The organism is Blattabacterium cuenoti (assembly GCF_014251715.1).
Lineage (GTDB): Bacteria > Bacteroidota > Bacteroidia > Flavobacteriales > Blattabacteriaceae > Blattabacterium > Blattabacterium cuenoti_M.
This window is the reverse complement of sequence record NZ_CP059198.1, coordinates 57200-81205: the sequence shown is the minus strand read 5'-3', so window position 1 is coordinate 81205 and position 24006 is coordinate 57200. Positions and strand designations below refer to the sequence as shown.

Sequence of the window (24006 nt, the reverse complement as noted above, 5' to 3'; positions counted from 1 at the left end):
AGATAAAAAAAACCAAAATAAAAACTTATTATAATGGTTTTAAATGTACTAAAAAATTTTTAAAAAAAGGAGTAAAAGAAATATTAGAAAAAATAAAAAAATATTTCAAATCATGATTCCAATTAAATTTAGAAATATTTTAGAAATTGCAACTCCATTCATATTTTTTTATATTATTATATCTTTAGGATGGAAAAATTTTCATTTTTTTAATGCAAAGATTCTTATAGGAATAGTCTCCATTATAAGTATAATACACTTATTTATTCTTCTGAATAAAAATATTAAAAAGGATTATAAATCTATGATTTTTTTATCTTTTTTTATATTAATAATTTCTCTTATTTTTACTTTTGTAAAAATTTTATTTTTTAAGCAAGAAAAAATAACTACGGATATAAAAATATCATTACTTGTTAGTTTAATATTATATATACTAATTCGTGTTACTTATTTTATGCGAATAATATATGTTAAAATACATAATCCTGCTTTCATATTTATTACTAGTTTTGTATTTTTATCTTTTTTTGGATCTCTTTTGTTAATGCTTCCATCATCAACAGTAAAACAAATATCATTTATAGATGCCTTATTTACTTCTACTAGCGCTGTATGTGTTACTGGACTGGTAGTGTTAGACACAGCTAAAGATTTTACTTATTTAGGAAAAGTAATGATACTTATTTTAATAGAACTAGGAGGTTTAGGAATTTTAACTATAACTTCTTTTTTTAGTTATTTTTTTAGAGATGGATTTTCTTTTAAAGAAGCTATTTTTGTTAGCAATTTTTTAAATACAAAAACTACAAGTAATGTTCTTAGTTTAGCAGTAAAAGTTGTTATGTTTACTTTAACAGTAGAATTGATAGGAACTTTATTAATTTATTTTTCCATTAGAGATAAAAATACAATAGAATCTGATAGTCCTTTATTTTTTTCTATTTTTCATTCAGTATCCGCTTTTTGTAATAGTGGATTTTCTACTCTTAGTCAAGGTTTATATTCAGAATCCGTAAGATTTAATTATTTATTACAATTTATTATTGCTTGTTTATTAATATTAGGAGGAATAGGATTTAATATTTTATTTAATTTTTTTACATATATATGGGTGACTATTAAAAAATATTTTTATAGAATTTTTAAAGAAGAGAATTTTAGATATCCTGTACACATAGTAACTTTAAATACAAAAATTGTTGTACTAACAACTTTTTTTTTACTATTTTTTGGAACTATTTTTTATTATATTAGTGAATATAATTGTTCTCTTTTAGAACATTCTTCTTTTTATGGAAAATGGAGTGCTTCATTTTTTTCCTCAGCAACATCTAGAACAGCAGGATTTCATGTATTGAATATGTGTCTTTTATCTCCTACAACTATTTTTTTTACTATTTTTTTAATGTGGATAGGAGCTTCTCCAGCTTCTACTGGTGGAGGAATAAAAACAAGTACTTTTGCGTTAGCTTTTATGAAAATTATTTCTTTATCTAGAGGAAAAAATAGATTAGAAATACAAAAAAAAGAAATATCTTCAGAATCTATTCAATTAGCTTTTTCAATTATTATGTTATCTTTAATTGTAATATATATAAGTATTTTGATCATTGTTTTTTTTGATCCTAAAGAGGATATTTTATCTATTTTTTTTGAAGTATTTTCTGCTTTTTCAACAACTGGATTATCCTTAGGGATTACTTCTAATTTATCGAATGGAAGTAAATTGGTTTTAATATTTTTAATGTTATTAGGAAGAATAGGAGTTTTCAACGTAATGATTGGATTATTAAGGAAAAATAAAATTGGTTATCATTATTATTATAGATATCCTAAAGCAAATATTCTGATAAACTAACTTTATAAACATGAAGATAATAATTATTGGTTTAGGAAATTTTGGAAGATCTTTAGCACTTCATTTAACAGATAATGGACATGAGGTTTTTGGTATAGATCATAAAATGGAAAAAGTAGATTTATTAAAAGATCATATAGCAAATGTAGTATGTATGGATGCTAATAATGAAGCCGCTTATAAAGTATTGCCTATTCAACAAGCAGATTTAGGAATTGTAGCTATTGGAGAAAATGAAGGATCATCAATAGTAACTACAGCTATACTAAAGAAAAAATATAAGCATCTTAGAATAGTAAGCAGATCTTTATCTAAAATACATGATACTATATTAGAAGCTATGGGAATTAATGATGTAGTCCATCCAGAACAGGATGCCGCGTTTAGATTAACTAAACAAATATCTTTTAATTACGCCTTAGATTATTTTAGAGTGGATAATAAACATTCTATCGCAGAAGTTTTTTCTCCATCTTCTTTTAGTGGAAAATCTGTTAGAAGTATAAAATTAACACAAAAATACTCTGTTTCTTTAATTACCGTAATACGAGATATAAAAAGTTCTATGTCTTCTAAAGGAAATTCTACAAGAAAAGTGATTGGTTTAGTTACAGGAGATACCGTTTTACAAAAAGGAGATATATTAACTCTTTTTGGTTCTAATAAATCTATAATGAATTTTTTGAAAGATAAAAATAAATAGAAAAATTTTTATTACTTTTTTTTTATAAAAAAAATATTCAACATATCAAAAACAAATTATCATGTTAAATATTATAAACATGAAATTATTTTTTTTAGTATTTAGTTAGAAAAAAAAATTTTACATATAAGGATATTTGTAATTTTTACTTTCTTGAAAAAAAGGATTTCCTGTATAAGAATTTTGTTTTCTTTTATTTATGTTAAAAAATAAAATATAATTAAAAATTCCTCCTATTAATAATAAAGAACCTATTTCCGATATACCAAATTTAGTTCCTACATCAGGTGCTATTAAATTATATATTTCTATATAATGTCCAATAAGTAAAATAAAAGATATTGTAAAAACTATTTTAGGATTAGTTTTATTTTTACTATTTATTAATCCGAAAAAAGGAATTATAAAATTTGGAATAAGCATCCAAAAATGAATATAATTATATATTTCTTCTCTTTTTAAGAAATAATAAACTTCTTCTGGAATATTTCCGTACCAATAAAGTAAAAATTGTGAAAACCAAAAATAAGTCCATAATAAACTACTAGAAAATAAATATTTACTTAAATCATGCAAATGATTTTTATTGAAAAAGGTTAAATATCCTCTTTTTTTTAGAAAAAGAGATAGAATAGTGATAGTTGCTATTCCTGTTACTATATAACTACTAAATACATACCATCCAAATAAAGTGCTAAACCAATGTGGATTTAAGGACATTATCCAGTCCCATGACATGAATATAGAAACAAAAGAAAAGAATACAATAAAAATAATAGATATAAAATATAATTTTTTATAATAGGTTAAAGACCGCGTTATATCTAGCATATGAGATATTTTTTTAATTTTTAAATAAAAAAAACTACATCCTAATACATAAATAATGCTTCTTATTAAAAAAAAAGGAATATTTAAAAATAGTTTTTTACTTGCAATAATTTTATCATATTTTAAAGAAGCAGGGTTATATAAATCAGAATCCATCCAATGAAATAGATGAATGAAATCCATCGCATTTAATAATAAAATAATAAGAATCATAAAACCTCCATATGGAATAAAAGAAGCGACATCCTCCATAATAGGATGAATAATGATAGACCATCCTGATTTTGAAATATTTTGCATTCCCAAAAAAAATAAAGATCCTAAAGATATAGAGGTAAAATAAAAAATGGAAATATATAAACCAGTCCAAGGTTGATTATTTTTTTCTTCTTCTTTTATTTTTTCTACTGTTTCAGTAAAAAGAAAAAAATTTTTTTTTTTATTGAAAAATATTTTATCCAAGGTTATAAAAACAAAACCTATAATTATCATAAAAATGATAATTTTTTTACTCGAAAATCTATACATGTTTATTTATTTTTTTTTTAAAAACATAACATATTTTGCTATTTTCCATCTGTCTATTTCATTTAATTGAGAAGCGTAAGAATTCATATTATTTTTACCGTATGTAATAACATAATAAACACTGCCAATAGTGAGATCTCTATCTTTATAATTAGGAATTCCTAAAATTTTTTCATTTTTTACCAATTTACCTTGTCCATCTCCATCATTACCATGACATATAGAGCAATTAATTTTATATAATTTTTCTCCTTTTTTAAGTATAATTTCTTCTTCTTCCATCTTTTTATGAAAAGGATACATGGTTATTTTTTTAGAAAAAAAAAATCCTTTATTTGCAATATCATCAGAAATATGATTATAAAAATATGATCTAGAAACAGTACCTTTTACTGGTAAAAAAGAAGAAGTTTTTTCTTTCAAAAAAAAAGGAATTTCAATTTTTTTAATTTTTTTATTATAACTAAAATAAGGATCTGAATAGGGTTCATATGCATCGGAATAATACATATCAGGCATATATACAAAATTTGGTTTTTTTTTATTAAACCAACAAGAACCTAATAAAAAAACATTTAAAATAATAAATCCTTCATAAAAGTATTTATTCATAATTGATTAATTTTGTGTGAATTCAATTACTATTTTTTATAAAAATTTCCATTGCTCCATTTTTTTTCAATAAATTAACTAATTTATCAGTATTTTTTTTTATATGAATTTCCATTAAAAACATATTATCAGTAGTTCTTGGATCTGGATTTTTTGGGGATGATCCAGGAAATAATTTACATTGAATTAAATAAGTTATACACATAAAATGTGCAGAAAAAAAAATGGATAATTCAAATATGACAGGAATGAAAGAAGGAATATTTTTTATCCAAGAAAAAGAGGGCTTTCCTCCAATATTTTGTGGCCAATCGAAAATCATAGTATACCAAGTTAATATACTAGCTATACAAAAACCTAATAATCCATATATAAAAGATAAAAAAGACAAATTAGTTTTTTTTAATTTAAGTATATTGTTCAAATTATGAATGGGAAAAGGAGAATATATTTCATATATACTAAAATTATGATTTTGAACAATTTGAATACTATTTATTAGTGTATGGTCATTATCATATAATGCATGAACATGTATATACTTATTCATTATTTTTTATTTTCAGATTTCAATATTGTTTTTAATTCTGATTGTGAAATAACAGGGAAAGCTCGTATATATAATAAATAAAGAACAAAAAATAATCCAATAGTTCCTATAAATATTCCAACATCCACAAATGATGGAATAAAACCAGTCCAAGATGAAGGAAGATAATCATGACTTAAATTTAAAACGATAATATCGAATCTTTCAAACCACATACCTATATTTATAATTATAGCTATAACATAAGAACAAAAAAAACTTCTTCGTATAGATTGAATCCACAAAAATTGTGGAATAATAATATTACAAATAATTAATGCCCAAAAAGCCCACCAAAATGGTCCTTTAGCAGCTTCTGAAGAGAAATAAATAAATTTTTCAAAAGGATTTCCTGAATACCACGCAAGAATAAATTCTGTAATATATGCTAATAAAACTATACCTCCTGTTAAAAGAATAATTATATTCATATATTCAATATGATTTCTAGTAATATAACTTTCTAAAGAAAGAACTTTTCTTGCAACCCCTAATAAAGTTTGTACCATAGCAAAACCAGAAAATATAGCTCCTGCTACAAAATAAGGTGGAAATATAGTGCTATGCCAACCTTTAATTACAGAAGTAGAAAAATCAAAAGAAACTATAGTATGTACAGAAAAAACCAATGGAGTACATAATCCAGCTAAAATTAAGGATATTTCTTCAAATCTTTGCCAATCTTTAGATGTTCCTCCCCATCCAAAACTAAGAATACTATAAATTTTTTTTTGAAAAGGATCTGATATTCTGTCTCGAATCATTGCAAAATCAGGTATTAATCCCATAAACCAAAAAACGGCAGAAACAGAAAAATAAGTGCTAATAGCAAATACATCCCATAAGAGAGGAGAATTAAAATTAGGCCATAAAGTACCAAATTGATTAGGAATGGGTAATACCCAATGAGCATTCCATGGTCTTCCCATATGAATAATAGGAAATAAACCAGCTTGAATAACCGCAAAAATAGTCATTGCTTCTGCTGAACGATTGATAGATAAACGCCATTTTTGACGAAATAACAATAAAACAGCAGAAATTAAAGTTCCAGCATGACCTATCCCCACCCACCAAACAAAATTAGTAATATCCCAAGCCCAATTTATTGTTCTATTTAATCCCCAAACTCCAATACCTGTCCCTATAGTGTAACATATGCATACTACCCCCCATAAAAAAGCTAAAATAGAAAGAGATAATGCTATCCACCATAGATTACCAGCTTTATTTTTTATAGGATTTAATATATCATCACTAATATTTTTAAGTGTTTTTTTTCCTAATATTAATGGTTCTCTTATAGAAGATTCATAGTGGTCTAACATAATTTTTCTATTTCATTTTTATTTTTTATCATTTCTTATCTTCAATTGATAAGATACATTAGGTCGTACTCCTATAAAATCAAGAAGTTTATAATATCTTGTATTTTTTATTTTTTCTGAAATAATACTATTTTTATCATTAATGTCTCCAAAAGTAATAGCTTTTGTAGGACAAGAAATACTACAAGCTGTTTCGAATTCTTTGTCTTTTATTTTTCTATTTTCTTTTTTTGCTATATTTATAGTATACTGTGTTCTTTGTATGCATAAAGAGCATTTTTCCATAACCCCTCTAGTTCTAACAACAACATCTGGATTAATAACCATTTTTCCTAGAGTATTATTCATATTATAATCAAAATTATTATTATTTGCATAATTAAACCAATTAAAACGTCTTACTTTATAAGGGCAGTTATTGGCACAATAACGGGTTCCTACACAACGATTGTAAACCATCATATTTTGACCTTGTTCCCCATGAGTAGTTGCTCCAACAGGACATACCGTTTCACAAGGAGCATAATCACAATGTTGGCACATAACAGGTTGAAAAGATACTTTTGGATTATTATGAATTGATTTTTCATTATTATTAGCAAAATAATACCTATCTACACGAATCCAATGCATATCTCTAGACTTTGTTATTTCTTCTTTTCCAACAACAGGAACATTATTTTCTGAATTACATGCAATAATGCAGGCTCCACAACCAATACAAGCATTTAAATCTATAGATAAATTAAAATGATGTCCATTTTTTTCTATTTTTTTTTGATCCCAAATAGAAATTTCTTGTGGAGAAAGCATTCCTTTGTTAGTAACAATTTTTTCTTCTTCATTCCAAATTTCTTTAGGAAATCGTAAAAAAGTATTTAAATTAGTTTCTTTAACTATATTTTTTCTATCTACTGTAGTGTTTTCCAATTGAATACAAGCAAATTTATGAATTTTATCTACTTTTTTTATTTGTATATTGTATTGTACAATATTAAAATTTTCATAAATTTTATAAGCGTTAATACCGTTACATAATTTAGATAATTTTCCTTTTTTTTGCCCATAACCAAAAGCTAAGCCAAGAGATCCTATAGCTTGTCCAGGTTGAATAAAAATCGGGATATCTCTGATAATTATTTTTTTATTTTTAATTAAGTCTACACAATTTCCATTCAAAGATCCATCTCCACTGTTCCAATTTTTTAATCCTATTTTATTTGCATCAAAATAAGATATTGTCAAATAATTATCCCAAGTAGTACGTGTAATAGGATCTGGTAATTCTTGTAACCAAGGATTGTTGTGTTGATGTCCATCTCCCATACTTATTTTTGTGTACAATCTAAGTTCAAAATATTTTTTTTCTGAATATTTAACTATTAATTTTTTTCTATATTTTTGTATTTTTTTTTCATTCATAAAATTTTTAGGAAATGGATCATCTATTTTTTGTACAACTCCATGAAATAATGCTTCATTAAAAGAAATAACATTTGATTTATGTATAATATTTTTTTCCCAATTTTTTTTTAAATATTCATAATAATTTTTTTCTTCAATTTTTCCCCAAATTATTAAAGAATCCTGTAATTGTCTTGTATTAAAAATGCATTGAATAGTAGGTTGAATAAGCGTATAAACATTAGTAACAGGATGAGTATCTCCCCAACATTCAAGCCAATGAGGAATAGGCGCTAATACGTCCATTATTTCGTTGGTCTCATCTTTTTTCATAGAAAAAGAGACAGTTAATGGGATTTTTTTTATAATTTTTTTTAATTTATTGGAAAAATCTAATGGAAGACTATAAATTGGATTCACATTATGAATAAATAAACCTCCAATATTTTTATATTCTAAATTTTTTATAAATTTTTTTAATTCTTCATCATTGCTTTCTTTTGAAAAGAAATATTTATTTTTTTGTAATGCTTGACTATTAATTTTTTTATTTATTAAAAAAGAAAGTTCATAAGATTCTTGATCTCCATCTGCAAAAATAACACTTTTAGATCCTATTTTTTCAATTAAAAATGCTATTTTTTTTACATATAAATCCTTAGGCTCTTTACCAAAAAAAATTTTTTGAAAAATTTCAAATAACATTTTTTTTATCTCAGAAGGTTTTTTGGATATGCGAATATCTGCATTTGCTCCAGATATTGACATATTGCTTTCTATTTGAATATGTTGCATCATATCTTTATTAGGAGTTCTATTTTCAACATAAGATTTACCCATATTTTCCGGACTCCAATCTCCTAAAAAATCTGCATCAAATGAAACTATTAATTTTGATTTTTTTAAATCAAAAATAGGAAAAGCACGAATTCCAAATATTTCTTTTGAAGCATCCAATACTTTAGAATATGAAATAGCATCATAAGTAATCCACTTTATATTAGGGTATATTTTTTTAAAATCTTTAATCAATTTTTTTGTTGAAAAACTTGGGAATGAAGAAGAAAGAAAAATAATATTTTTTTTTGTTTTATATATATGTTCTAAATATTTAATGATATAATCATCTATTTTTTTCCAAGAACTTTTTTTTCCTTTTAAAAAAGGATTTTTCAATCTTTCTTCATCGTAAAGAGACAATAAAGAAGATTGTATTCTAGCTGAAGTTGTATTAAAATATTTTGAAGTTGAATTTGGTTCTATTTTAATAGGTCTCCCTTCTCTTGTTTTTACTAAAACACTTCCTATATCAAAAGAATCAATCATAGTAGAAGCATAATAATTAGGAATTCCAGGAGTTATTACATCTGGTTTTACCACATAAGGTATAGACTTAATTACTGGCCCTTTACAAGCTGCTAAGCTTACTGAAGCAGTACTAAATCCAACCCATTTTAAAAAATCACGTCTAGAAGTTTTTTCTTTTAAAAGATTTTTTATGGTATTTTTATAAGAAGTTGTAATTATTTTTTCTTTTTTATTTGATTTCATAAATAAAATAATATTATTAGGCTTATCCATTTATATTAATAATGACATTTTGCACATTCTGTACCACCAACCATATCTACGGTTATTTTATTTTCTTTTTTTATTTTATTAGAAAAATACTTTTTATAATATTGATTATTCGTATTTATTTCAACATTCTTATGGCAAGAAATGCACCATTCCATGGAAAAATCATTAGCCATTTCTACTTGATCCATTTTTTTAACTTCTCCATGACAAGCATTACAAACTAAATTTACTTTTTTAAATTTTTTTATCGTTTTTTCTCCAGTTATGATATGTTGAGAATGATCGAAGTAAACAAAATCGGGCATATTATGTATACGGATCCATTGAATAGGATGAATTTTTTTTGAATATTTTCTTGTTTCTGTATCCCATCCCACAGCATGATATATTTTTTGTATTTCTTTGTTGTATTCATTTCTACTTTTTCCTTTTTCTAAATAATCACCATTATATTCATTAATGGTAATGTGACAATTCATACAAACATTGGCTGAAGGAATACTGGATACTTTTCCATATTTTGCGGAAGAATGACAATATTGACAATCAATTTCGTTAATATCAGAATGAATTTTATGAGAAAAATAAATAGGTTGTTCAGGTTTATATCCCCTATTTATATCTATTTTCATTAAAAAATTCCAAGTTTCATATATTCCTAATAATAAAATAAAACCAATAAAACAAGATAATAAATACCATTTTTTCTTTTTTTTACCTAAAATTTTATTGTATAAAATACTAATTAAAAAATCTTTTTTATCAAAAATGGGATCTTTATTTTCATTTAATAACTTGGTTAAAATTTGAATTCTATATAAAATCCAAATTAGAATTACAGAAAAAATACTAAAACAAAAAACTATTAATTTAATTAAAAATTGTTTTTCTGATAATTCTTTTTCATTATTTATTTCTTCATATTTATGATTTTCTTCTTTTTTTTTTATTGGATTTTGAATAAAAAATAAAATATCATCTACTTCTTTTTCTGATAATTGAGGAAATATATTCATTTCTACATTATCATATTCTTTGTAAATAGCTATGGCGTCTTTATCTCCACTTTTTCTTAAAGATTTATTGTTTATAATCCATTTATGTAACCATTCTCTATTTCTTCTTTCAGTTACACCATACAAAGCAGGTCCTATCATTTTTTTTTCTAAATTCATAGAATGACATGCTGTGCAATTTTTTTTAAAAAGAACTGCTCCTTTTTCTGCATCTCCTTTTATATTTTTTATATCTGAAGATTTTACCGAATAAAAAAATAAAAAGAAAATAAAAAATAGAATTTTTTTCATAACTAGATAACCAAATTCATAATAGTTTTATTTAACAAAAATAGAATAAAAGAAAAAAATCTACTTTTTTGGAAAAAAAAATTCGTAAATTTCTTTTGTTAATTTTTAACTTTCATACTTATGAATAGGATTTTTTTTTTGTTAACAGCTATGATGTTTAGTCATTCAAACTCTAAAGAGTTATACAAAATAAAATTTTTTGAAGAAAAATTGTTGAATGGATTGCATGTTATTTTACATCAAGATAATACCAATCCTTTGGTCACAATTTCAGTTTCATATCATGTAGGAAGTAAAAATGAAACACCTGGAAGATCAGGATTTGCTCATTTTTTTGAACATCTTATGTTTGAAGGGTCTAAAAATATTAAAAAAGGTGAATATTTCAAATATATAGCATCTAATGGTGGTCAAAATAATGCTTATACAAATCATGATGAAACTTGTTATTACGAAGTATTGCCTTCTGATCGTCTACCATTAGCTTTATGGTTGGAATCAGAAAGAATGCTTCATGCTAAAGTGGATGAAGAAAGTATTAATATACAAAGAAAAGTAGTAAAAGAAGAAAAAAAAATGCGTATTGAAAATCAACCATATGTTACAGCTATTTCAGAAAAAATCCCTTCTTTGTTATTTAAAAAACATCCATATAAATATCCTGTTATTGGATTTGATAAAGATTTAGATCTTGCTACAGAAAATGATTATAAGAAATTTTATAAAACTTATTATGTTCCAAATAATGCTGTTTTAGTTCTAGCAGGGGATTTTGAAATGAATGAAGCTAGAAAATTAATTAAAAAATATTTTTCTTCCATTCCTAAAGGAAAAATGGATTTTAGAATGAAAAAAATAGAAGAAGAACCTATAAAAAAAGAAATATGTTCTACATATGTAGATAAAAATACGAAGGTTCCTGGAGTTTTTTTATCATATAGAGTTACAAAGATTACAGATAGAGATTCTTATATATTAAAAATAATAGATCACGTTCTTTCTTCTGGGGAAAGTTCTCGTATTATGAAAAATGTTGTAAATACAAAACAAATGGCTTCTTATGCAGGTTCTTTTTTAGATACAATGGAAGATTATGGAATTTTTATTATATATGGATTAATCAATCCTGGAGTATCCTTAGATCAATTAATAAAAATAATAGATGAAGAAATTGATCTTTTGAAAGAAAGGGGGATTACTCAATATGAATTAGAAAAACAAATAAATTTTTTTGAAAAAAAATTTATTTATGATAATTATTCTATGGGTGGAATTTCTGCAAAATTATCTTATTATTATTTATATTATCACAATGCTAATTTGATAAATACCGATATAGAAAAATATAGAAAAATAACTGTAGAAGATATTAAAAGGGTTGCTAATAAATATTTGAATAAAAACAATAGAGTTCGTTTATACAATGTTCCAGAACATACAAAAATTTAAATTTTTTAAAAAAATTATTTTCATTATAACAATTTTTTTTTATACAATAATTATGTTTGCTCATACAGTTAATCGTAGTATTCCCCCTAAACCTATAAAACGAAAAATTTCTATAAATATTGAAAAACCTAAATTTTTCAAAATGAAAAATGGATTAAAGGTTTTAATAGTAGAAAATCATAAACTACCTTTAGTTAGAGTTGGGTTAGAATTAGATTGTAAGCCTTTTTTGGAAAAAGATAAAGCTGGAATAAGAAAAATTTTTGGTCAAATGCTTCGTTCTGGAACAAAAACTCACTCTAAAGAAGAATTAGATGATATTATTGATTATATAGGAGCTAATTTGTATACTTCTTTTTCTGAAATATCTATTTCAACGTTAAAAAAACATTTGAATAAATCTGTTTCTATCATAAGTGATATTTTGATGAATAGTAAATTTGACAATAACAAAGAATTGGAAAAAATTATTAAACAAAGAATTATAGATATAAATCTTTCAGAAAAAGATCCTAACGCTATTTTGCAACGTGTTCGAAATGTTTTATATTTTGGAAAAAATCATCCGTATGGAGAATATGAAACTCATCATACTATTAAAAATATTACTCTTAAAGATTTGAAAAATTTATATGAAAAATATTGTATTCCAAATATTTTTTATCTCTCTTTTGTAGGAGATATTTCTAAAAAAGAAGCAGAAAAATTATGTTATCTTTATTTTTCTAAATGGAAAAAAAAATCATTTGTTGATGAACCTGTTATAGAAGAATATGTTATTCCATCTAAAATAGAAATAGATATAGTAGATCTTCCTTCTCTTACACAATCTACTATTTGTTTCGGGGGACCTGTTTGTTTCAAAAAAGTTGATCCTACATACTTTTCTTCTATATTAGCAAATGGAATTTTAGGTGGGGGACCTCAAAGTCGTTTATTTTTAAATCTTAGAGAAAAAAAAGCTTATACATATGGAGCTTATTCTGTATTAAAATCAGATAGAAATATCGGTTATTTTTCAGTTTTTACTCAAGTTAGAAATGAAGTAACAGAAATGGCAATAAAAGATATATTGAAAGAAATTGTGAATATTTCAAAAAATAAAATTTCTTTGGAAGAATTAAAAATTAAAAAAAAAGAAATAAGTGGTCAATTTATTCTTGATCTAGAAGATCCAAATAGAATTAGTGATCTTTTTATTTGTGAATTAAAAAATAATCTACCAAGTGGATTTTATAAAAATTATTTAAAAAAAATACAATCAGTTACTATTGATGATATACATAAATCATGTAAAAAATTTTTTTCCATTAAAAATGGAAGAATTTTAATTATTGGAAAAGCGAGTGAAATATTGCCTAATATAAAAAAATTGGGTTATCCTATTCGTTATTTTGATCAGTTTGGATCTTTAATAAATAAAAAATAAAAATGAGTAGAGATTGTTCTTTGGAAGATCGTATTATTTTTATATTAAAAAGTATATATGATCCAGAGATTTCAGTAGATATTTATGAACTTGGTCTTATTTATGATATTCAAATTTCTAGTAAAAAAGAGGTTAAAATAGTGATGACATTAACAACGCCGAATTGTCCAGTAGCAGAAAGTTTACCTATGGAAGTAAGAAAAAAAGTAAAATCTATAAAAGAAATAAACAAGGTTGATGTAATTTTAACATTTGATCCTCCTTGGGGGAAAGAATTAATGAGCGAAGAAGCTCGTTTAGAATTAGGATTGTTATAAATTTTTTAAATATGAGTATTTTTAGTTTACTATTTTATGGAATATTAATTATTTTAATATTGTCTTTATTTTCTAGTTTTATATTTATAATTAATCAAAAAACAGCAGCTATCGTTGAAAGAATGGGAAAATTTCATAGTATTCGTTATGCTGGATTAAATTTTAAAATTCCTATTATAGATAATATAATAGGAAAACTTTCATTGAAAATTCAACAATTGGATATTTTAATAGATACAAAAACTAAAGATAATGTTTTTGTAAAAGTAAAAATATCAGTTCAATTTCAAGTAATTAAAGATAAAGTATATGAAGCTTTTTATAAATTGGACAATTCTCATACTCAAATAACTTCTTATATATTTGATGTTGTCAGAGCGGAAGTTCCAAAAATGCGTTTAGATGATGTTTTTGAGAGAAAAGATAACATTGCTATTGCAGTAAAAGGGGAATTAGAAGAAGCTATGTTGGATTATGGATATTCCATAATTAAAGCATTAGTTACAGATCTTGAACCAGATGAACAAGTTAAACTAGCTATGAATCGTATTAATACTGCTGAAAGAGAAAAAGTAGCAGCTGAATATAAAGCGGAAGCTGAAAAAATTAAAATTATAGCCAAAGCTAAAGCAGAAGCTGAAAGTAAAAAATTACAAGGAAAAGGGACAGCAGATCAACGTAGAGAGATAGCTAGAGGTATTTTAGAATCTGTTGAAGTGTTAAATAATGTAGGAATTAATTCACAAGAAGCTTCTGCTTTGATTGTAGTAACACAACATTATGATACTCTTCAATCTATGGGAGAAAACAGTAATACCAATTTAATTTTATTACCTAATTCACCAGGTGCAGCTAGTGAAATGTTAAATAATATGATTGCTTCATTTAATATTTCTAATCAAATTGGAGAAACTATTAAAAAAAAGAACAATAAAAATAAATCATAAAATTTCATGGAAATTATAGGAAGAATTAAAAAACTATTTGAAATTCAAAAATTTGGCAGTGGATTTAGAAAAAGAGAAATAGTTTTAACGACTGAAGAACCATATTCTCAAAATATATTAATTGAATTTATTCAAGATAAAGTGGATTTATTGGAAAATGTAAAAACAAAAGATAAAATAAAAGTTTTTATTAACATTAGGGGAAGAGAATGGACAAATCCCGAAGGGATAACTAAATATTTTAATTCTATACAAGGATGGAAAATAGAGGATACATATACAGAAACTTCAAAAAAAACTTCTGCGATCTCTCCATCTTTGTCTTCTGATGATTTTGATGATTTACCTTTCTAATCTAATCTTTTAAATAAATTATTTTTTAAAAATTCTTGATAAATTATATCTTTTTTACAATCCCATTTTTTGGAAGGAGAATATTTTTTAGCGTAAAAAATAATTTGAAGATGCAATTTTTTCCAATTACTTTTTCTAAAAATACGTTTAGCATCTTCTTCTGTTTTTTTCACATTTTTTCCATTGCTTAATTCCCAACGATACATCATTCTATGAATATGAGTATCTACAGGAAATACAGGATAATTTGAGACATTAGATAGAAAAACAGATGCTGTTTTATGTCCTACTCCAGGTAAAGATTTTAGTTTTAAAATATTTTTAGGAACAATTTCATTGTATTTTTTTATTAAAATAATAGATAGTTCATAAATATTTTTCGATTTTTTATTATAAAGGCCTATACTTTTTATAATATTTTTTATATTTTTTATAGAAATTTTAGCCGCATCTTTAGGAGTTTTAATTTTTTGAAACAAATGTTTTGTTATTTCATTTACTTTTTTTTCTTTACTTTTAGAAGTAAGTATTATAGCTATAAGTAAAGTATATTCATTAATATAATATAAAGAATTAATTGGATTAGGATATAAAAAATTTAATATTTTTTCAATAATTTTTACTTTTTTAGATAAATAATTCATTTTTTTAAAAATTAATTATTAATAATAACTTCTATATCGTTATTTTTATTATTTATTTTTAATAAAATTTGATCTCCTTTTTTTAATTTTTCACTAATTATACATTCTGATATAGGATTTTTTATGAATTTTTCTATTACTCTTTTTAAAGGACGAGCCCCATATTCATTGTCAAATCCTTTTTTTTTAATAAAATCTTTTACTTCCTGAAGTAAAGTTAATTTATAACCTAAATTAGATACATGTAAAATTATTTTTTCCAATTCTATGTTAGTTATTTTAGATATATCTTTTTTAGTTAAAGAATTAAAAACGATAATATCGTCTATTCTATTTAAAAATTCAGGAGAAAAAGTTTTTTTTAACGCTTGTTCTAGAATATTTTTAATATAATTATTTGATTGTCTTGCTTTAGTATAAAATCCTATACCCTGACCAAATTCTTTTAATTGCTGTGTTCCTGTATTTGAAGTAAAAATAATTACGGTATTTTTAAAATTTATTTTTTTTCCAATACTATCTGTAACACATCCATAATCCAATATTTGTAACAAAATATTGAATACTTCATAATGAGCTTTTTCTATTTCATCCAACAATATAACAGAATAAGGTCTACGACGTATAATTTCTGTTAATTGTCCTCCTTCTTCATATCCTACATAACCAGGAGGAGCTCCTATTAATCTAGTAACAGAAAATTTTTCCATATATTCACTCATATCTATTCGTATTAATGATTCTTCTGAATCAAATAATTCTTTCGCAAAAATTTTTGCTAAATAGGTTTTTCCAACTCCTGTTTGACCTAAAAAAATAAAAGATCCTATAATAGAATTAGGATCTTTTAATCCAGTTCTATTTCTTTGAACAGCTTTTACTATTTTTTCTACGGCTTCATCTTGTCCTACTATTTTATCTTTTAAAAGATTGATCATATTATTCAATTTTTTCATTTCAGCTTGAGCTATTCTGTTAACTGGAACTCCACTCATCATGGATACCACTTCTTCAACATTTTCTTCGGATACAATTTCTTTATTTTCTTTAGAAGATTCTTCCCACTCTTTTTGTGCTTTTATTAATTTTTTTTCTATACGTTTTTCTGTATCACGTAAACGCGCTGCTTCTTCATATTTTTGACTTTTAACTACTTTAGATTTTTCTTTACGAAGACTTTCTAATTCTTTTTCTAGAAAAACTATTTCTTGTGGAACTTTAATATTTTTTATATGTACGCGAGCTCCTGATTCATCTAAGGCATCAATAGCTTTATCTGGCAAATAACGATCAATAATATATCGTCCCGTAAGATTTACACAAGCTTTAATAGCTTTTTCTGTATAAAGAACATTATGATGAGTTTCATATTTTCCCTTTATTTTTTTTAAAATTTCTATAGTTTCTTCTTCAGAAGAAGGTTGTACTATAATTTTTTGAAATCTTCGTTCTAAAGCACCATCTTTTTCTATGTATTGTCTATATTCATTTAATGTAGTTGCACCAATACATTGAATATATCCTCTTGCTAAAGCAGGTTTAAACATATTGGAAGCATCTAATGAACCTGTAGTTCCACCTGCTCCAATCATGGTATGAATTTCATCTATAAAAAGTATTAATTCTGTATTTTTTTCTGATTCATTTATAATAGCTTTCATTCTTTCTTCAAATTGACCTCTATATTTAGTTCCTGCAACTAAACTAGCTAAATCTAATATGACGACTCTTTTATTATATAATACTCTAGAAACTTTTTTTTGTACAATACGTAATGCTAATCCTTCAGCAATAGCTGATTTACCAACTCCAGGTTCGCCTATAAGTAAAGGATTATTTTTTTTTCTTCTACTCAATATTTGAGATACACGTTCTACTTCCTGATCTCTCCCTACTACAGGATCTAATTTTCCTTCCATAGCTATAGCATTTAAATCTCTTCCAAAATTATCTAATACAGGGGTATTGCTTTTTATTGAAGCTCCTCCATAATAACCAGAACTCTTTCCTTCAGATCCATAAGAAGAAGAAGTAGAACTATCATTTTCAATATCTTCATCTGAATCTGAATAAGCAGAAGAGAAAAAAATTTTTTTTATACTATTTGACGAATAATGATGAATCATATAATTTAAAATCATTAAAAATGTTAAATAAAAAGATAAAATATATCATTCATTTCTACAAATGACCTTTGTCATTATTTTGTAATTATAATGATTTTTTTTCTTCTTGTCTTGCAGAATAAGATATTTTTAAATTTAATCGTTCTATTAATGTTTCTACTAATTTATTTTTTTTATATAAAAAATTATATTGTTCTATTGGAGTTCCCTTTGATTTAATTTTTATAATTTTAAATTCTAAATATGGATTATTTAATTTTTTTTTGAAGTATTTTATAAAATGTGTTTGAATTAATAAAAAATCGCTATTTACTAATCTGTAGGGTATCATAAAAAATATTTTATTTTTTATGATTTTAAATTGTATTTCGTTTTTTAAAAAATCTAAATAAATAGTATTTATTTTATCTGAAAATTTTTGTATAAAATTTATCCAATTTTTATGCAAAAAATGAATTTTTTCATTTTTTGCATAAAAAAGAAATTCTTGATTATTTTCTACCAATTTTAATTTATTATAATGATTTTTTTTAAAATAAAAAAAATGTACTAATTGAATTAAATATATTTCTATTGTTAATTTTGAATTTGAATTCAATTTGTATTCTTTTTCCAAAGAAATACAAATATTCAAAGCGTTTATTAAAAGTAAATAAGATATTTTTTTTGATTGTTCAATATAAGATTCTATTATTTTTTTTTCAAATTTTAAGATAGAAATTGTTTCTGTATTTTTAGATAAAAATAAATTTTTGAAATGTTTTATTAACCCAATTATAAAATTATAAGAATCAATTTCATATTGGTATATTTTATCCAATAAAATGAATATTTTATGCATTTTTTCATTTAAAAGATGATCTATTATTTTAAAATAATATTTAACATCAATTATCCCCAATTTTTTCATGATAAACTCCTTAGATATTTTTTTACCATTTATATCATAATTATTTAATTTATCAAATATATAAATAGCCTTTCCAATAGATCCTTCCGCATATTTAGAAAGAACAAATAAGGCCTCATTTTCTATTTCTATATTTTCTTTTTCAGCGATCATTTTTAAATGAAAAAAAATTTCTTTTATAGAAATTCTTTTAAATTCATAAACTTTACAACGCAATAAAATCAATTCTGGAATTTTTTTTTCTTCTGTTTCACAAAAAATAAATAAAATATGCGGATGTTTCTCTTCTATAAATTTTAAAAAAAAATTGAAAAAATTTTTAGAAAACATATGTATTTCCCTAATAATAAGAATATTATATTTCCCTTTTTTAGATAAAAAAATAGATTTATTAGTAATATTATAAATATATTCTAATGAATTATTAAAATTTCCATTAATTTCAAATATATTTTGAATAATTTCAAATTTTGAAAATGAGTTTAATTCATTTGCTAAAATACGAGCACATGTATTTTTTCCTACTCCTTTTGGTCCAAAAAAAAATAAAAATTGAGATAATCTATTTTCTTGTATTGCTTTTTTTAAAGTGATAGTAATATCTGTTTGACCTACCACTTCATTCCATTTTATGGGTCTATATTTATCAATTAAGTTTTTAAAAAAACTTTGATTCAAAATCAACATACATCTATCTTAGACTAAAAATTTCTTTAATTTTATCAGCTGCTTCTTTCAATGTATCAGTAGAATAAATAGGCAATAAACTATTTTTAAGCATTTTTTTTGCTATTTTTTCGTTTGTTCCTTGTAAACGAACAACAACTGGAATATCAATATCATGATCTATTTTAGAATATGAATTAATTATTCCTTCTGCTACCGTATCACAACGTACGATCCCTCCAAATATATTTATCAATATTGCTTTCACAGATTGGTCTTTTAATATAATATAAAAAGCTTCTTCTACACGTTTTTTATCCGCAGACCCTCCTATATCTAGAAAATTAGCCGGCTCCCCCCCACAAGATTTAATCATATCCATAGTAGCCATAGCTAACCCAGCTCCATTTACCATACATCCTACATTTCCTTCTAATTTTAAAAAATTTAATTTAGCTTCAAAAGCTTTTTTTTCAATAAAATCGATATCATCTTGATCATGCATCATAGCATATTTTTTATGACGAAATAAAGCATTATCATCTAATACAATTTTTATATCTACCGGTAGAATTCTATTATTAAATGTTTTTATTAAAGGATTTATTTCTAATAATAAAGCATCACAAATTTTATAAGCTTTATAAAGAGTAATTAAAAAATAACTAAAATTTTTTAAGGATTCTTTATCATCCATACCTAGATTAAAACCTATTTTTCTAGTTTGAAATAATTGCAATCCCAATATTGGATCTATTTCTTCTGTATATATTTTATACGGACTATTTATCGATAGTTTTTCTATATTCACACCTCCTTCTTTGGAATAGATTATTATATTTTTTTCTATATCACGATTGAGTAATATGGATAAATAATATTCTGAAGGAAGTATTTTTTCGGAAAAATAAACATCTTCAGATAATAAAATTTTTCTAACTAATTTTCCTTTTTTAGAAGTTTGTGTAGTTACAAGGAATTTTCCTAAAAGTTTTTTTGATTTTTCATAAACTTCATTGATAGTTTTTGCTATTTGAATCCCACCAGCTTTCCCTCGTCCCCCTGCATGTATTTGTGCTTTAATTACTAAAGATTTTTTTTTAGTTTTATTAAAAATAATTTTTGCTATTTTCACAGCTTCTTCTGTAGAAGTTGCTAGCATGCCATAAGGAATTGGAATAGAAAAAGAATTCAATATTTCTCTACCTTGATATTCATGTAAATTCATTGAACTAAAATAGTTTTATTTACTAGTAAATTTAAACTAAAATTCGTTTATTTTTAAAACGTTTTTTTTAGGATGATTTTATTTCTTTATAAGAAGAATTCAAAATTTTAAAAAAATGATTTATGCTAAAAATATTTACAAATCTTTTGGAAAAAATGAAATTTTAAAGGGAATAAACATTTTTGTAAAAAAAGGTAAGATGGTTTGTATTTTGGGAGAATCTGGAACAGGTAAAAGTACTTTATTGCATATATTAGGAACATTAGAAAAACCCACTATAAAAAAAAATATAAAAACTATTTTAAAAATAAATAAAGAAGAGGTATTATTTCTTTCAGATGAAAAGCTTTCTTTGATAAGAAATCAAGTAATAGGTTTTATTTTTCAAACTCCTCAATTACTTCCTGAATTTACAGCATTAGAAAATATTTGTTTACCGGGTTTTATAAATAAAAAAAATGTAAAAAAAAAGGCTAAAAGTTTATTAAAACAATTGAATCTTTCTAAATATGAAAATTCAAAACCAGAAGAATTATCTGGAGGTCAAAAACAAAGATTAGCTATAGCAAGGGCTTTAATTAATAAACCTAAAGTTATTTTTGCAGATGAGCCTTCTGGAAATTTGGATATTAAAAATGCAGAAAAATTACATAATTTTTTTTCTTTCCTTAGAAAGAAATTTAAACAAACTTTTTTAATTGTAACTCATAATCTACAATTAGCAGATATAGCGGATGAAAAATTCGAAATAAAAAATGGAAAAATATATAAAAAAAAATAAAATATTTTATGTTTTCAACAAATAAACTTTCTATTAAACACATTATAAAAAAACCCATTAGTTCCATTAATGAAAATGAACCCGATCTTTTTCTAATGATCCATGGATATGGAAGTAATGAAAACGATCTATTTTTTTTACAAAAAAATATTCCAAACAATTTTTTTATAATTAGTATTCAAGGACTTTATACGATTGGAGAAAAAAAATATTCTTGGTATGATATTGATTTTTCTGATGAAAAAAAATTTATTAATATTTTGCAAGCTAAAAATACTATTCAAAAAATATCTTTTTTCATCGATGAAGCAATTAAAAATTATCAATTAAAAAAAAATAAAGTATGGTTATGTGGATTTAGTCAAGGTGCTATTCTTAGCTATGCTATAGCCTTTAAAAAACCTAAAAAAATAAAAAAAGTAATAGCTTTAAGTGGATATTTGGAAAATAATCTTTTACCAAAAGAAATAAATTCAAGTATTTACACTGATTTAGAATTTTTTATTTCTCATGGAAAATATGATACGATAATTCCTATAACTAAAGCAAAACAAGGATTAAAATTTCTTAAAAAGAATAAAATATTTTATTCATATAAAGAATATGAATCTGGACATACTTTAAACAACTTAAATTTACAAGATCTTGTTAATTGGATAAAAAAAAAACATACTGATGAAAAAAAAATTTGAATTATGAGTAAATATTCAAAATTCGCATTATTTTTATTTATTATTTTTGGATCTTTTTTTTTCTTTTTTAAAAAAAATTATTTATGTGGATGCATTCTAATTTTATTAAGTAGTATTCCAATTTTTTTAATTTTTAAGAATGAATTTTTATTATTAGCTTTTTTTAAAATAAAAAAACAGGATATGAAAGGATTACAAAAATATTTAGGATATGTAAAAAACCCTGAATTACAACTTACTAAAAATCAAATAGCTTATTATTATTTTTTGAATGGAATTTTATATTCAGAAAAAAATATATTTCAATCGGAAAATTATATGCAAAAAGCTTTAGATTTTGGATTAAAATTTAAACAAAACATCGCTATTGCGAAATTAAACTTAGCAATAGCATCCTTATCAAAAGGAGATAAAAAAAAAGCTGAATTTTTGTTATCAGAAGCAAAAAAAACTGATATTTCTGGTTTATTACACGATCAAATTCAAATAATAAAAATACAAATAAAAAAAATGAATATTGGAAATAGAAATAGGCAGAACCCTTACATTAGAAAAAAATTATAAACGTATTATCCAGAATCCTTTATTAACGTATCCTCCTTTATCAAAAATTTTATGATATTTATATTTGCTTACTAATCCTGAAAAAGATTTTTGATCTATTGTTTGAAATAAATTTTTATTTTCAAAAAGTCTATATAATATATCATAAGTTAAATCAAATCCATAAAATGGATATTTATTTAAGTTATTCCCTAATTTTTTTTTAAAAAAATAAAAAAATTTTATTTTTTTTTCATCATTTTTATTAAAAAAATATTTTGTTGTAAATAAAAATTGATATTCCTTAAATAAGGAAATATTTTTATAAAAAATATCATGATAACCTATTCCAAAAGGAATTATTTTTTTCTTTTTTTTAAGAAGGTCTATAAATTCCTTTTCTATAAAAGTATTTCCTCCTAAAAAAATTGCAAAAAAAGAAATATTTTTTATAGTATTAGAAAAATTTTTTACAAAATGTAAAATTTGAAAATTAAGATTCCATTGAAGAAATTTTTTCTTTATAAAATTTGTAATTTTTTTGGATGGATCTTCTCCAAAAATATATAAAGTTTTTATTTTTTCTTTTTGATTATTATGAATAATTTTTATTTTTTCTAAAATAGGTTCTACAAGATAAATATCTTTTGTTTCAGATTGAATTACATTAGGATAAAAATTTAAAGAGTCAGAATCTGTAAATGGAGAAATTATAGGTATATTTTTGTTATTTTTAGCTACTTCTTCCAAAGAAGAACGAAAAAAAGGTCCTATAATTGCATGAGTATTTGATAAATCATATGAACGCATAAAATTTTTTATCCTAATTTTTTCATTTTTAGTATCAAAAATTTGAATATTTACTTTTTGTTTTTTATTAAATAAATCTATAGCTGCTTTAGCTCCAAAATAAAAGGATAAAGCATTCTCACTCAATTTTTTATTATCATGATGAATTTCTTCTTCTATTTCGTCGGAACCAAAAAATAAAGGTAACATAAAAATTATATTAATGGGAGGAGTTTCTTCTTCTTTATTTTTTGTTATTAAATGAATTTTTTTATTAAAAATATTACATTCTTTATTTTTTATTCCTTTTCCTTTCGAAAAAGAAAAAATAATAAAAGAAAAAGTAATAAAAAAAATTTTTATCATTTTCATAATATTTTTTGGTTA

Annotated in this window: 21 protein-coding genes; 10 read left to right on the top strand and 11 right to left on the bottom strand. The window is 23.4% G+C overall.

From position 1 onward, the window contains the following. Positions 1-112 precede the first annotated feature (112 nt). Both H0H59_RS00330 and H0H59_RS00325 read left to right on the top strand, forming a co-directional pair. Positions 113-1861 carry a TrkH family potassium uptake protein gene (locus tag H0H59_RS00330; RefSeq protein WP_185862189.1) on the top strand — a complete coding sequence of 583 codons (1749 nt, stop codon included), beginning with the start codon at positions 113-115 and terminating at the stop codon, positions 1859-1861. 10 nt (positions 1862-1871) lie between these two features. Then, entirely contained in the window at positions 1872-2564 is a 693-nt protein-coding gene (locus H0H59_RS00325; protein WP_185862188.1) for a potassium channel family protein, read from the top strand. A gap of 120 nt (positions 2565-2684) precedes the next feature. On the opposite strand, the gene H0H59_RS00320 is transcribed toward H0H59_RS00325, so the two are convergent. From H0H59_RS00320 to H0H59_RS00295, 6 genes are read right to left on the bottom strand one after another with little or no spacing between them, the layout of a single operon-like run. Beyond that, the gene (locus H0H59_RS00320) at positions 2685-3887 is read right to left on the bottom strand and encodes a hypothetical protein (RefSeq protein WP_238785030.1); all 1203 of its coding nucleotides are present in this window, start codon (positions 3885-3887) and stop codon (positions 2685-2687) included. Between the two features lie 42 nt (positions 3888-3929). Continuing rightward, a complete protein-coding gene (locus tag H0H59_RS00315) occupies positions 3930-4535 on the bottom strand; it encodes a c-type cytochrome (RefSeq protein ID WP_185862186.1) in 606 nt (201 codons plus the stop codon). Positions 4536-4557: 22 nt separating this feature from the next. Further along, positions 4558-5085, bottom strand: coding sequence for a DUF3341 domain-containing protein (locus H0H59_RS00310; RefSeq protein WP_185862185.1), 528 nt, complete (start codon positions 5083-5085; stop codon positions 4558-4560). Further along, positions 5085-6452, bottom strand: coding sequence for an NrfD/PsrC family molybdoenzyme membrane anchor subunit (gene nrfD, locus H0H59_RS00305; RefSeq protein ID WP_185862184.1), 1368 nt, complete (start codon positions 6450-6452; stop codon positions 5085-5087). Before nrfD ends, H0H59_RS00310 begins: the two co-directional genes overlap by 1 nt. Before the next feature lie 18 nt (positions 6453-6470). Continuing rightward, positions 6471-9437 carry a 4Fe-4S dicluster domain-containing protein gene (locus H0H59_RS00300; protein WP_238785029.1) on the bottom strand — a complete coding sequence of 989 codons (2967 nt, stop codon included), beginning with the start codon at positions 9435-9437 and terminating at the stop codon, positions 6471-6473. A gap of 5 nt (positions 9438-9442) precedes the next feature. Continuing rightward, a complete protein-coding gene (locus H0H59_RS00295) occupies positions 9443-10744 on the bottom strand; it encodes a c-type cytochrome (protein WP_185862183.1) in 1302 nt (433 codons plus the stop codon). A 120-nt stretch (positions 10745-10864) separates the two neighbouring features. Between H0H59_RS00295 and H0H59_RS00290 the strand changes: the two genes are divergently transcribed. From H0H59_RS00290 to H0H59_RS00270, 5 genes are read left to right on the top strand one after another with little or no spacing between them, the layout of a single operon-like run. Further along, positions 10865-12193: a M16 family metallopeptidase gene (locus H0H59_RS00290; RefSeq protein ID WP_185862182.1), complete on the top strand. Its 1329-nt coding sequence runs from the start codon at positions 10865-10867 to the stop codon at positions 12191-12193. A gap of 52 nt (positions 12194-12245) precedes the next feature. Beyond that, on the top strand, positions 12246-13622 hold the full coding sequence (locus H0H59_RS00285; protein ID WP_238785028.1) for a M16 family metallopeptidase: 1377 nt from the start codon (positions 12246-12248) through the stop codon (positions 13620-13622). 2 nt (positions 13623-13624) lie between these two features. Continuing rightward, positions 13625-13939, top strand: a complete 315-nt coding sequence (locus H0H59_RS00280; protein ID WP_185862180.1) for an iron-sulfur cluster assembly protein — start codon at positions 13625-13627, stop codon at positions 13937-13939. An 11-nt stretch (positions 13940-13950) separates the two neighbouring features. Beyond that, entirely contained in the window at positions 13951-14886 is a 936-nt protein-coding gene (locus H0H59_RS00275; RefSeq protein ID WP_185862179.1) for an SPFH domain-containing protein, read from the top strand. A 6-nt stretch (positions 14887-14892) separates the two neighbouring features. Continuing rightward, positions 14893-15240 (top strand): DUF3127 domain-containing protein, encoded by a 348-nt coding sequence (locus H0H59_RS00270; RefSeq protein ID WP_185862178.1) that lies wholly within the window; start codon positions 14893-14895, stop codon positions 15238-15240. Here the strand turns inward: H0H59_RS00270 and H0H59_RS00265 are convergent. From H0H59_RS00265 to sucC, 4 genes are all read right to left on the bottom strand, one after another. Next, positions 15237-15884, bottom strand: coding sequence for an endonuclease III domain-containing protein (locus H0H59_RS00265; protein ID WP_185862177.1), 648 nt, complete (start codon positions 15882-15884; stop codon positions 15237-15239). The two genes, H0H59_RS00270 and H0H59_RS00265, sit on opposite strands and share 4 nt — an antisense overlap. A gap of 11 nt (positions 15885-15895) precedes the next feature. Beyond that, complete coding sequence (locus H0H59_RS00260) at positions 15896-18010, bottom strand: ATP-dependent Clp protease ATP-binding subunit (protein ID WP_185862405.1); 2115 nt, start codon at positions 18008-18010, stop codon at positions 15896-15898. A gap of 85 nt (positions 18011-18095) precedes the next feature. After that, complete coding sequence (locus H0H59_RS00255) at positions 18096-19607, bottom strand: AAA family ATPase (RefSeq protein WP_238785027.1); 1512 nt, start codon at positions 19605-19607, stop codon at positions 18096-18098. Positions 19608-19611: 4 nt separating this feature from the next. Next, complete coding sequence (gene sucC, locus H0H59_RS00250; RefSeq protein ID WP_185862176.1) at positions 19612-20814, bottom strand: ADP-forming succinate--CoA ligase subunit beta; 1203 nt, start codon at positions 20812-20814, stop codon at positions 19612-19614. A 115-nt stretch (positions 20815-20929) separates the two neighbouring features. Between sucC and H0H59_RS00245 the strand changes: the two genes are divergently transcribed. The 3 genes from H0H59_RS00245 to H0H59_RS00235 are packed head-to-tail and all read left to right on the top strand — an operon-like array spanning position 20930 to position 22851. Continuing rightward, positions 20930-21595 (top strand): ABC transporter ATP-binding protein, encoded by a 666-nt coding sequence (locus H0H59_RS00245; protein ID WP_185862175.1) that lies wholly within the window; start codon positions 20930-20932, stop codon positions 21593-21595. An 8-nt stretch (positions 21596-21603) separates the two neighbouring features. Next, complete coding sequence (locus tag H0H59_RS00240) at positions 21604-22287, top strand: alpha/beta hydrolase (protein ID WP_185862174.1); 684 nt, start codon at positions 21604-21606, stop codon at positions 22285-22287. Positions 22288-22290: 3 nt separating this feature from the next. Continuing rightward, a complete protein-coding gene (locus H0H59_RS00235) occupies positions 22291-22851 on the top strand; it encodes a hypothetical protein (protein WP_185862173.1) in 561 nt (186 codons plus the stop codon). Here H0H59_RS00235 and H0H59_RS00230 read toward each other — a convergent pair. Next, positions 22846-23991: a type 1 periplasmic-binding domain-containing protein gene (locus tag H0H59_RS00230; protein ID WP_238785026.1), complete on the bottom strand. Its 1146-nt coding sequence runs from the start codon at positions 23989-23991 to the stop codon at positions 22846-22848. The two genes, H0H59_RS00235 and H0H59_RS00230, sit on opposite strands and share 6 nt — an antisense overlap. Positions 23992-24006 lie beyond the last annotated feature (15 nt).

What these genes read in the sequence shown, in the direction of transcription:
- H0H59_RS00330 (WP_185862189.1), top strand. Translation starts at nt 113, where the DNA reads ATGATTCCAATTAAATTTAGAAATATTTTAGAAATTGCAACTCCATTC.
- H0H59_RS00325 (WP_185862188.1), top strand. Translation starts at nt 1,872, where the DNA reads ATGAAGATAATAATTATTGGTTTAGGAAATTTTGGAAGATCTTTAGCA.
- H0H59_RS00320 (WP_238785030.1), bottom strand. Translation starts at nt 3,887, where the DNA reads ATGATAATTATAGGTTTTGTTTTTATAACCTTGGATAAAATATTTTTC.
- H0H59_RS00315 (WP_185862186.1), bottom strand. Translation starts at nt 4,535, where the DNA reads ATGAATAAATACTTTTATGAAGGATTTATTATTTTAAATGTTTTTTTA.
- H0H59_RS00310 (WP_185862185.1), bottom strand. Translation starts at nt 5,085, where the DNA reads ATGAATAAGTATATACATGTTCATGCATTATATGATAATGACCATACA.
- nrfD (WP_185862184.1), bottom strand. Translation starts at nt 6,452, where the DNA reads ATGTTAGACCACTATGAATCTTCTATAAGAGAACCATTAATATTAGGA.
- H0H59_RS00300 (WP_238785029.1), bottom strand. Translation starts at nt 9,437, where the DNA reads ATGGATAAGCCTAATAATATTATTTTATTTATGAAATCAAATAAAAAA.
- H0H59_RS00295 (WP_185862183.1), bottom strand. Translation starts at nt 10,744, where the DNA reads ATGAAAAAAATTCTATTTTTTATTTTCTTTTTATTTTTTTATTCGGTA.
- H0H59_RS00290 (WP_185862182.1), top strand. Translation starts at nt 10,865, where the DNA reads ATGAATAGGATTTTTTTTTTGTTAACAGCTATGATGTTTAGTCATTCA.
- H0H59_RS00285 (WP_238785028.1), top strand. Translation starts at nt 12,246, where the DNA reads ATGTTTGCTCATACAGTTAATCGTAGTATTCCCCCTAAACCTATAAAA.
- H0H59_RS00280 (WP_185862180.1), top strand. Translation starts at nt 13,625, where the DNA reads ATGAGTAGAGATTGTTCTTTGGAAGATCGTATTATTTTTATATTAAAA.
- H0H59_RS00275 (WP_185862179.1), top strand. Translation starts at nt 13,951, where the DNA reads ATGAGTATTTTTAGTTTACTATTTTATGGAATATTAATTATTTTAATA.
- H0H59_RS00270 (WP_185862178.1), top strand. Translation starts at nt 14,893, where the DNA reads ATGGAAATTATAGGAAGAATTAAAAAACTATTTGAAATTCAAAAATTT.
- H0H59_RS00265 (WP_185862177.1), bottom strand. Translation starts at nt 15,884, where the DNA reads ATGAATTATTTATCTAAAAAAGTAAAAATTATTGAAAAAATATTAAAT.
- H0H59_RS00260 (WP_185862405.1), bottom strand. Translation starts at nt 18,010, where the DNA reads ATGATTCATCATTATTCGTCAAATAGTATAAAAAAAATTTTTTTCTCT.
- H0H59_RS00255 (WP_238785027.1), bottom strand. Translation starts at nt 19,607, where the DNA reads ATGTTGATTTTGAATCAAAGTTTTTTTAAAAACTTAATTGATAAATAT.
- sucC (WP_185862176.1), bottom strand. Translation starts at nt 20,814, where the DNA reads ATGAATTTACATGAATATCAAGGTAGAGAAATATTGAATTCTTTTTCT.
- H0H59_RS00245 (WP_185862175.1), top strand. Translation starts at nt 20,930, where the DNA reads ATGATTTATGCTAAAAATATTTACAAATCTTTTGGAAAAAATGAAATT.
- H0H59_RS00240 (WP_185862174.1), top strand. Translation starts at nt 21,604, where the DNA reads ATGTTTTCAACAAATAAACTTTCTATTAAACACATTATAAAAAAACCC.
- H0H59_RS00235 (WP_185862173.1), top strand. Translation starts at nt 22,291, where the DNA reads ATGAGTAAATATTCAAAATTCGCATTATTTTTATTTATTATTTTTGGA.
- H0H59_RS00230 (WP_238785026.1), bottom strand. Translation starts at nt 23,991, where the DNA reads ATGAAAATGATAAAAATTTTTTTTATTACTTTTTCTTTTATTATTTTT.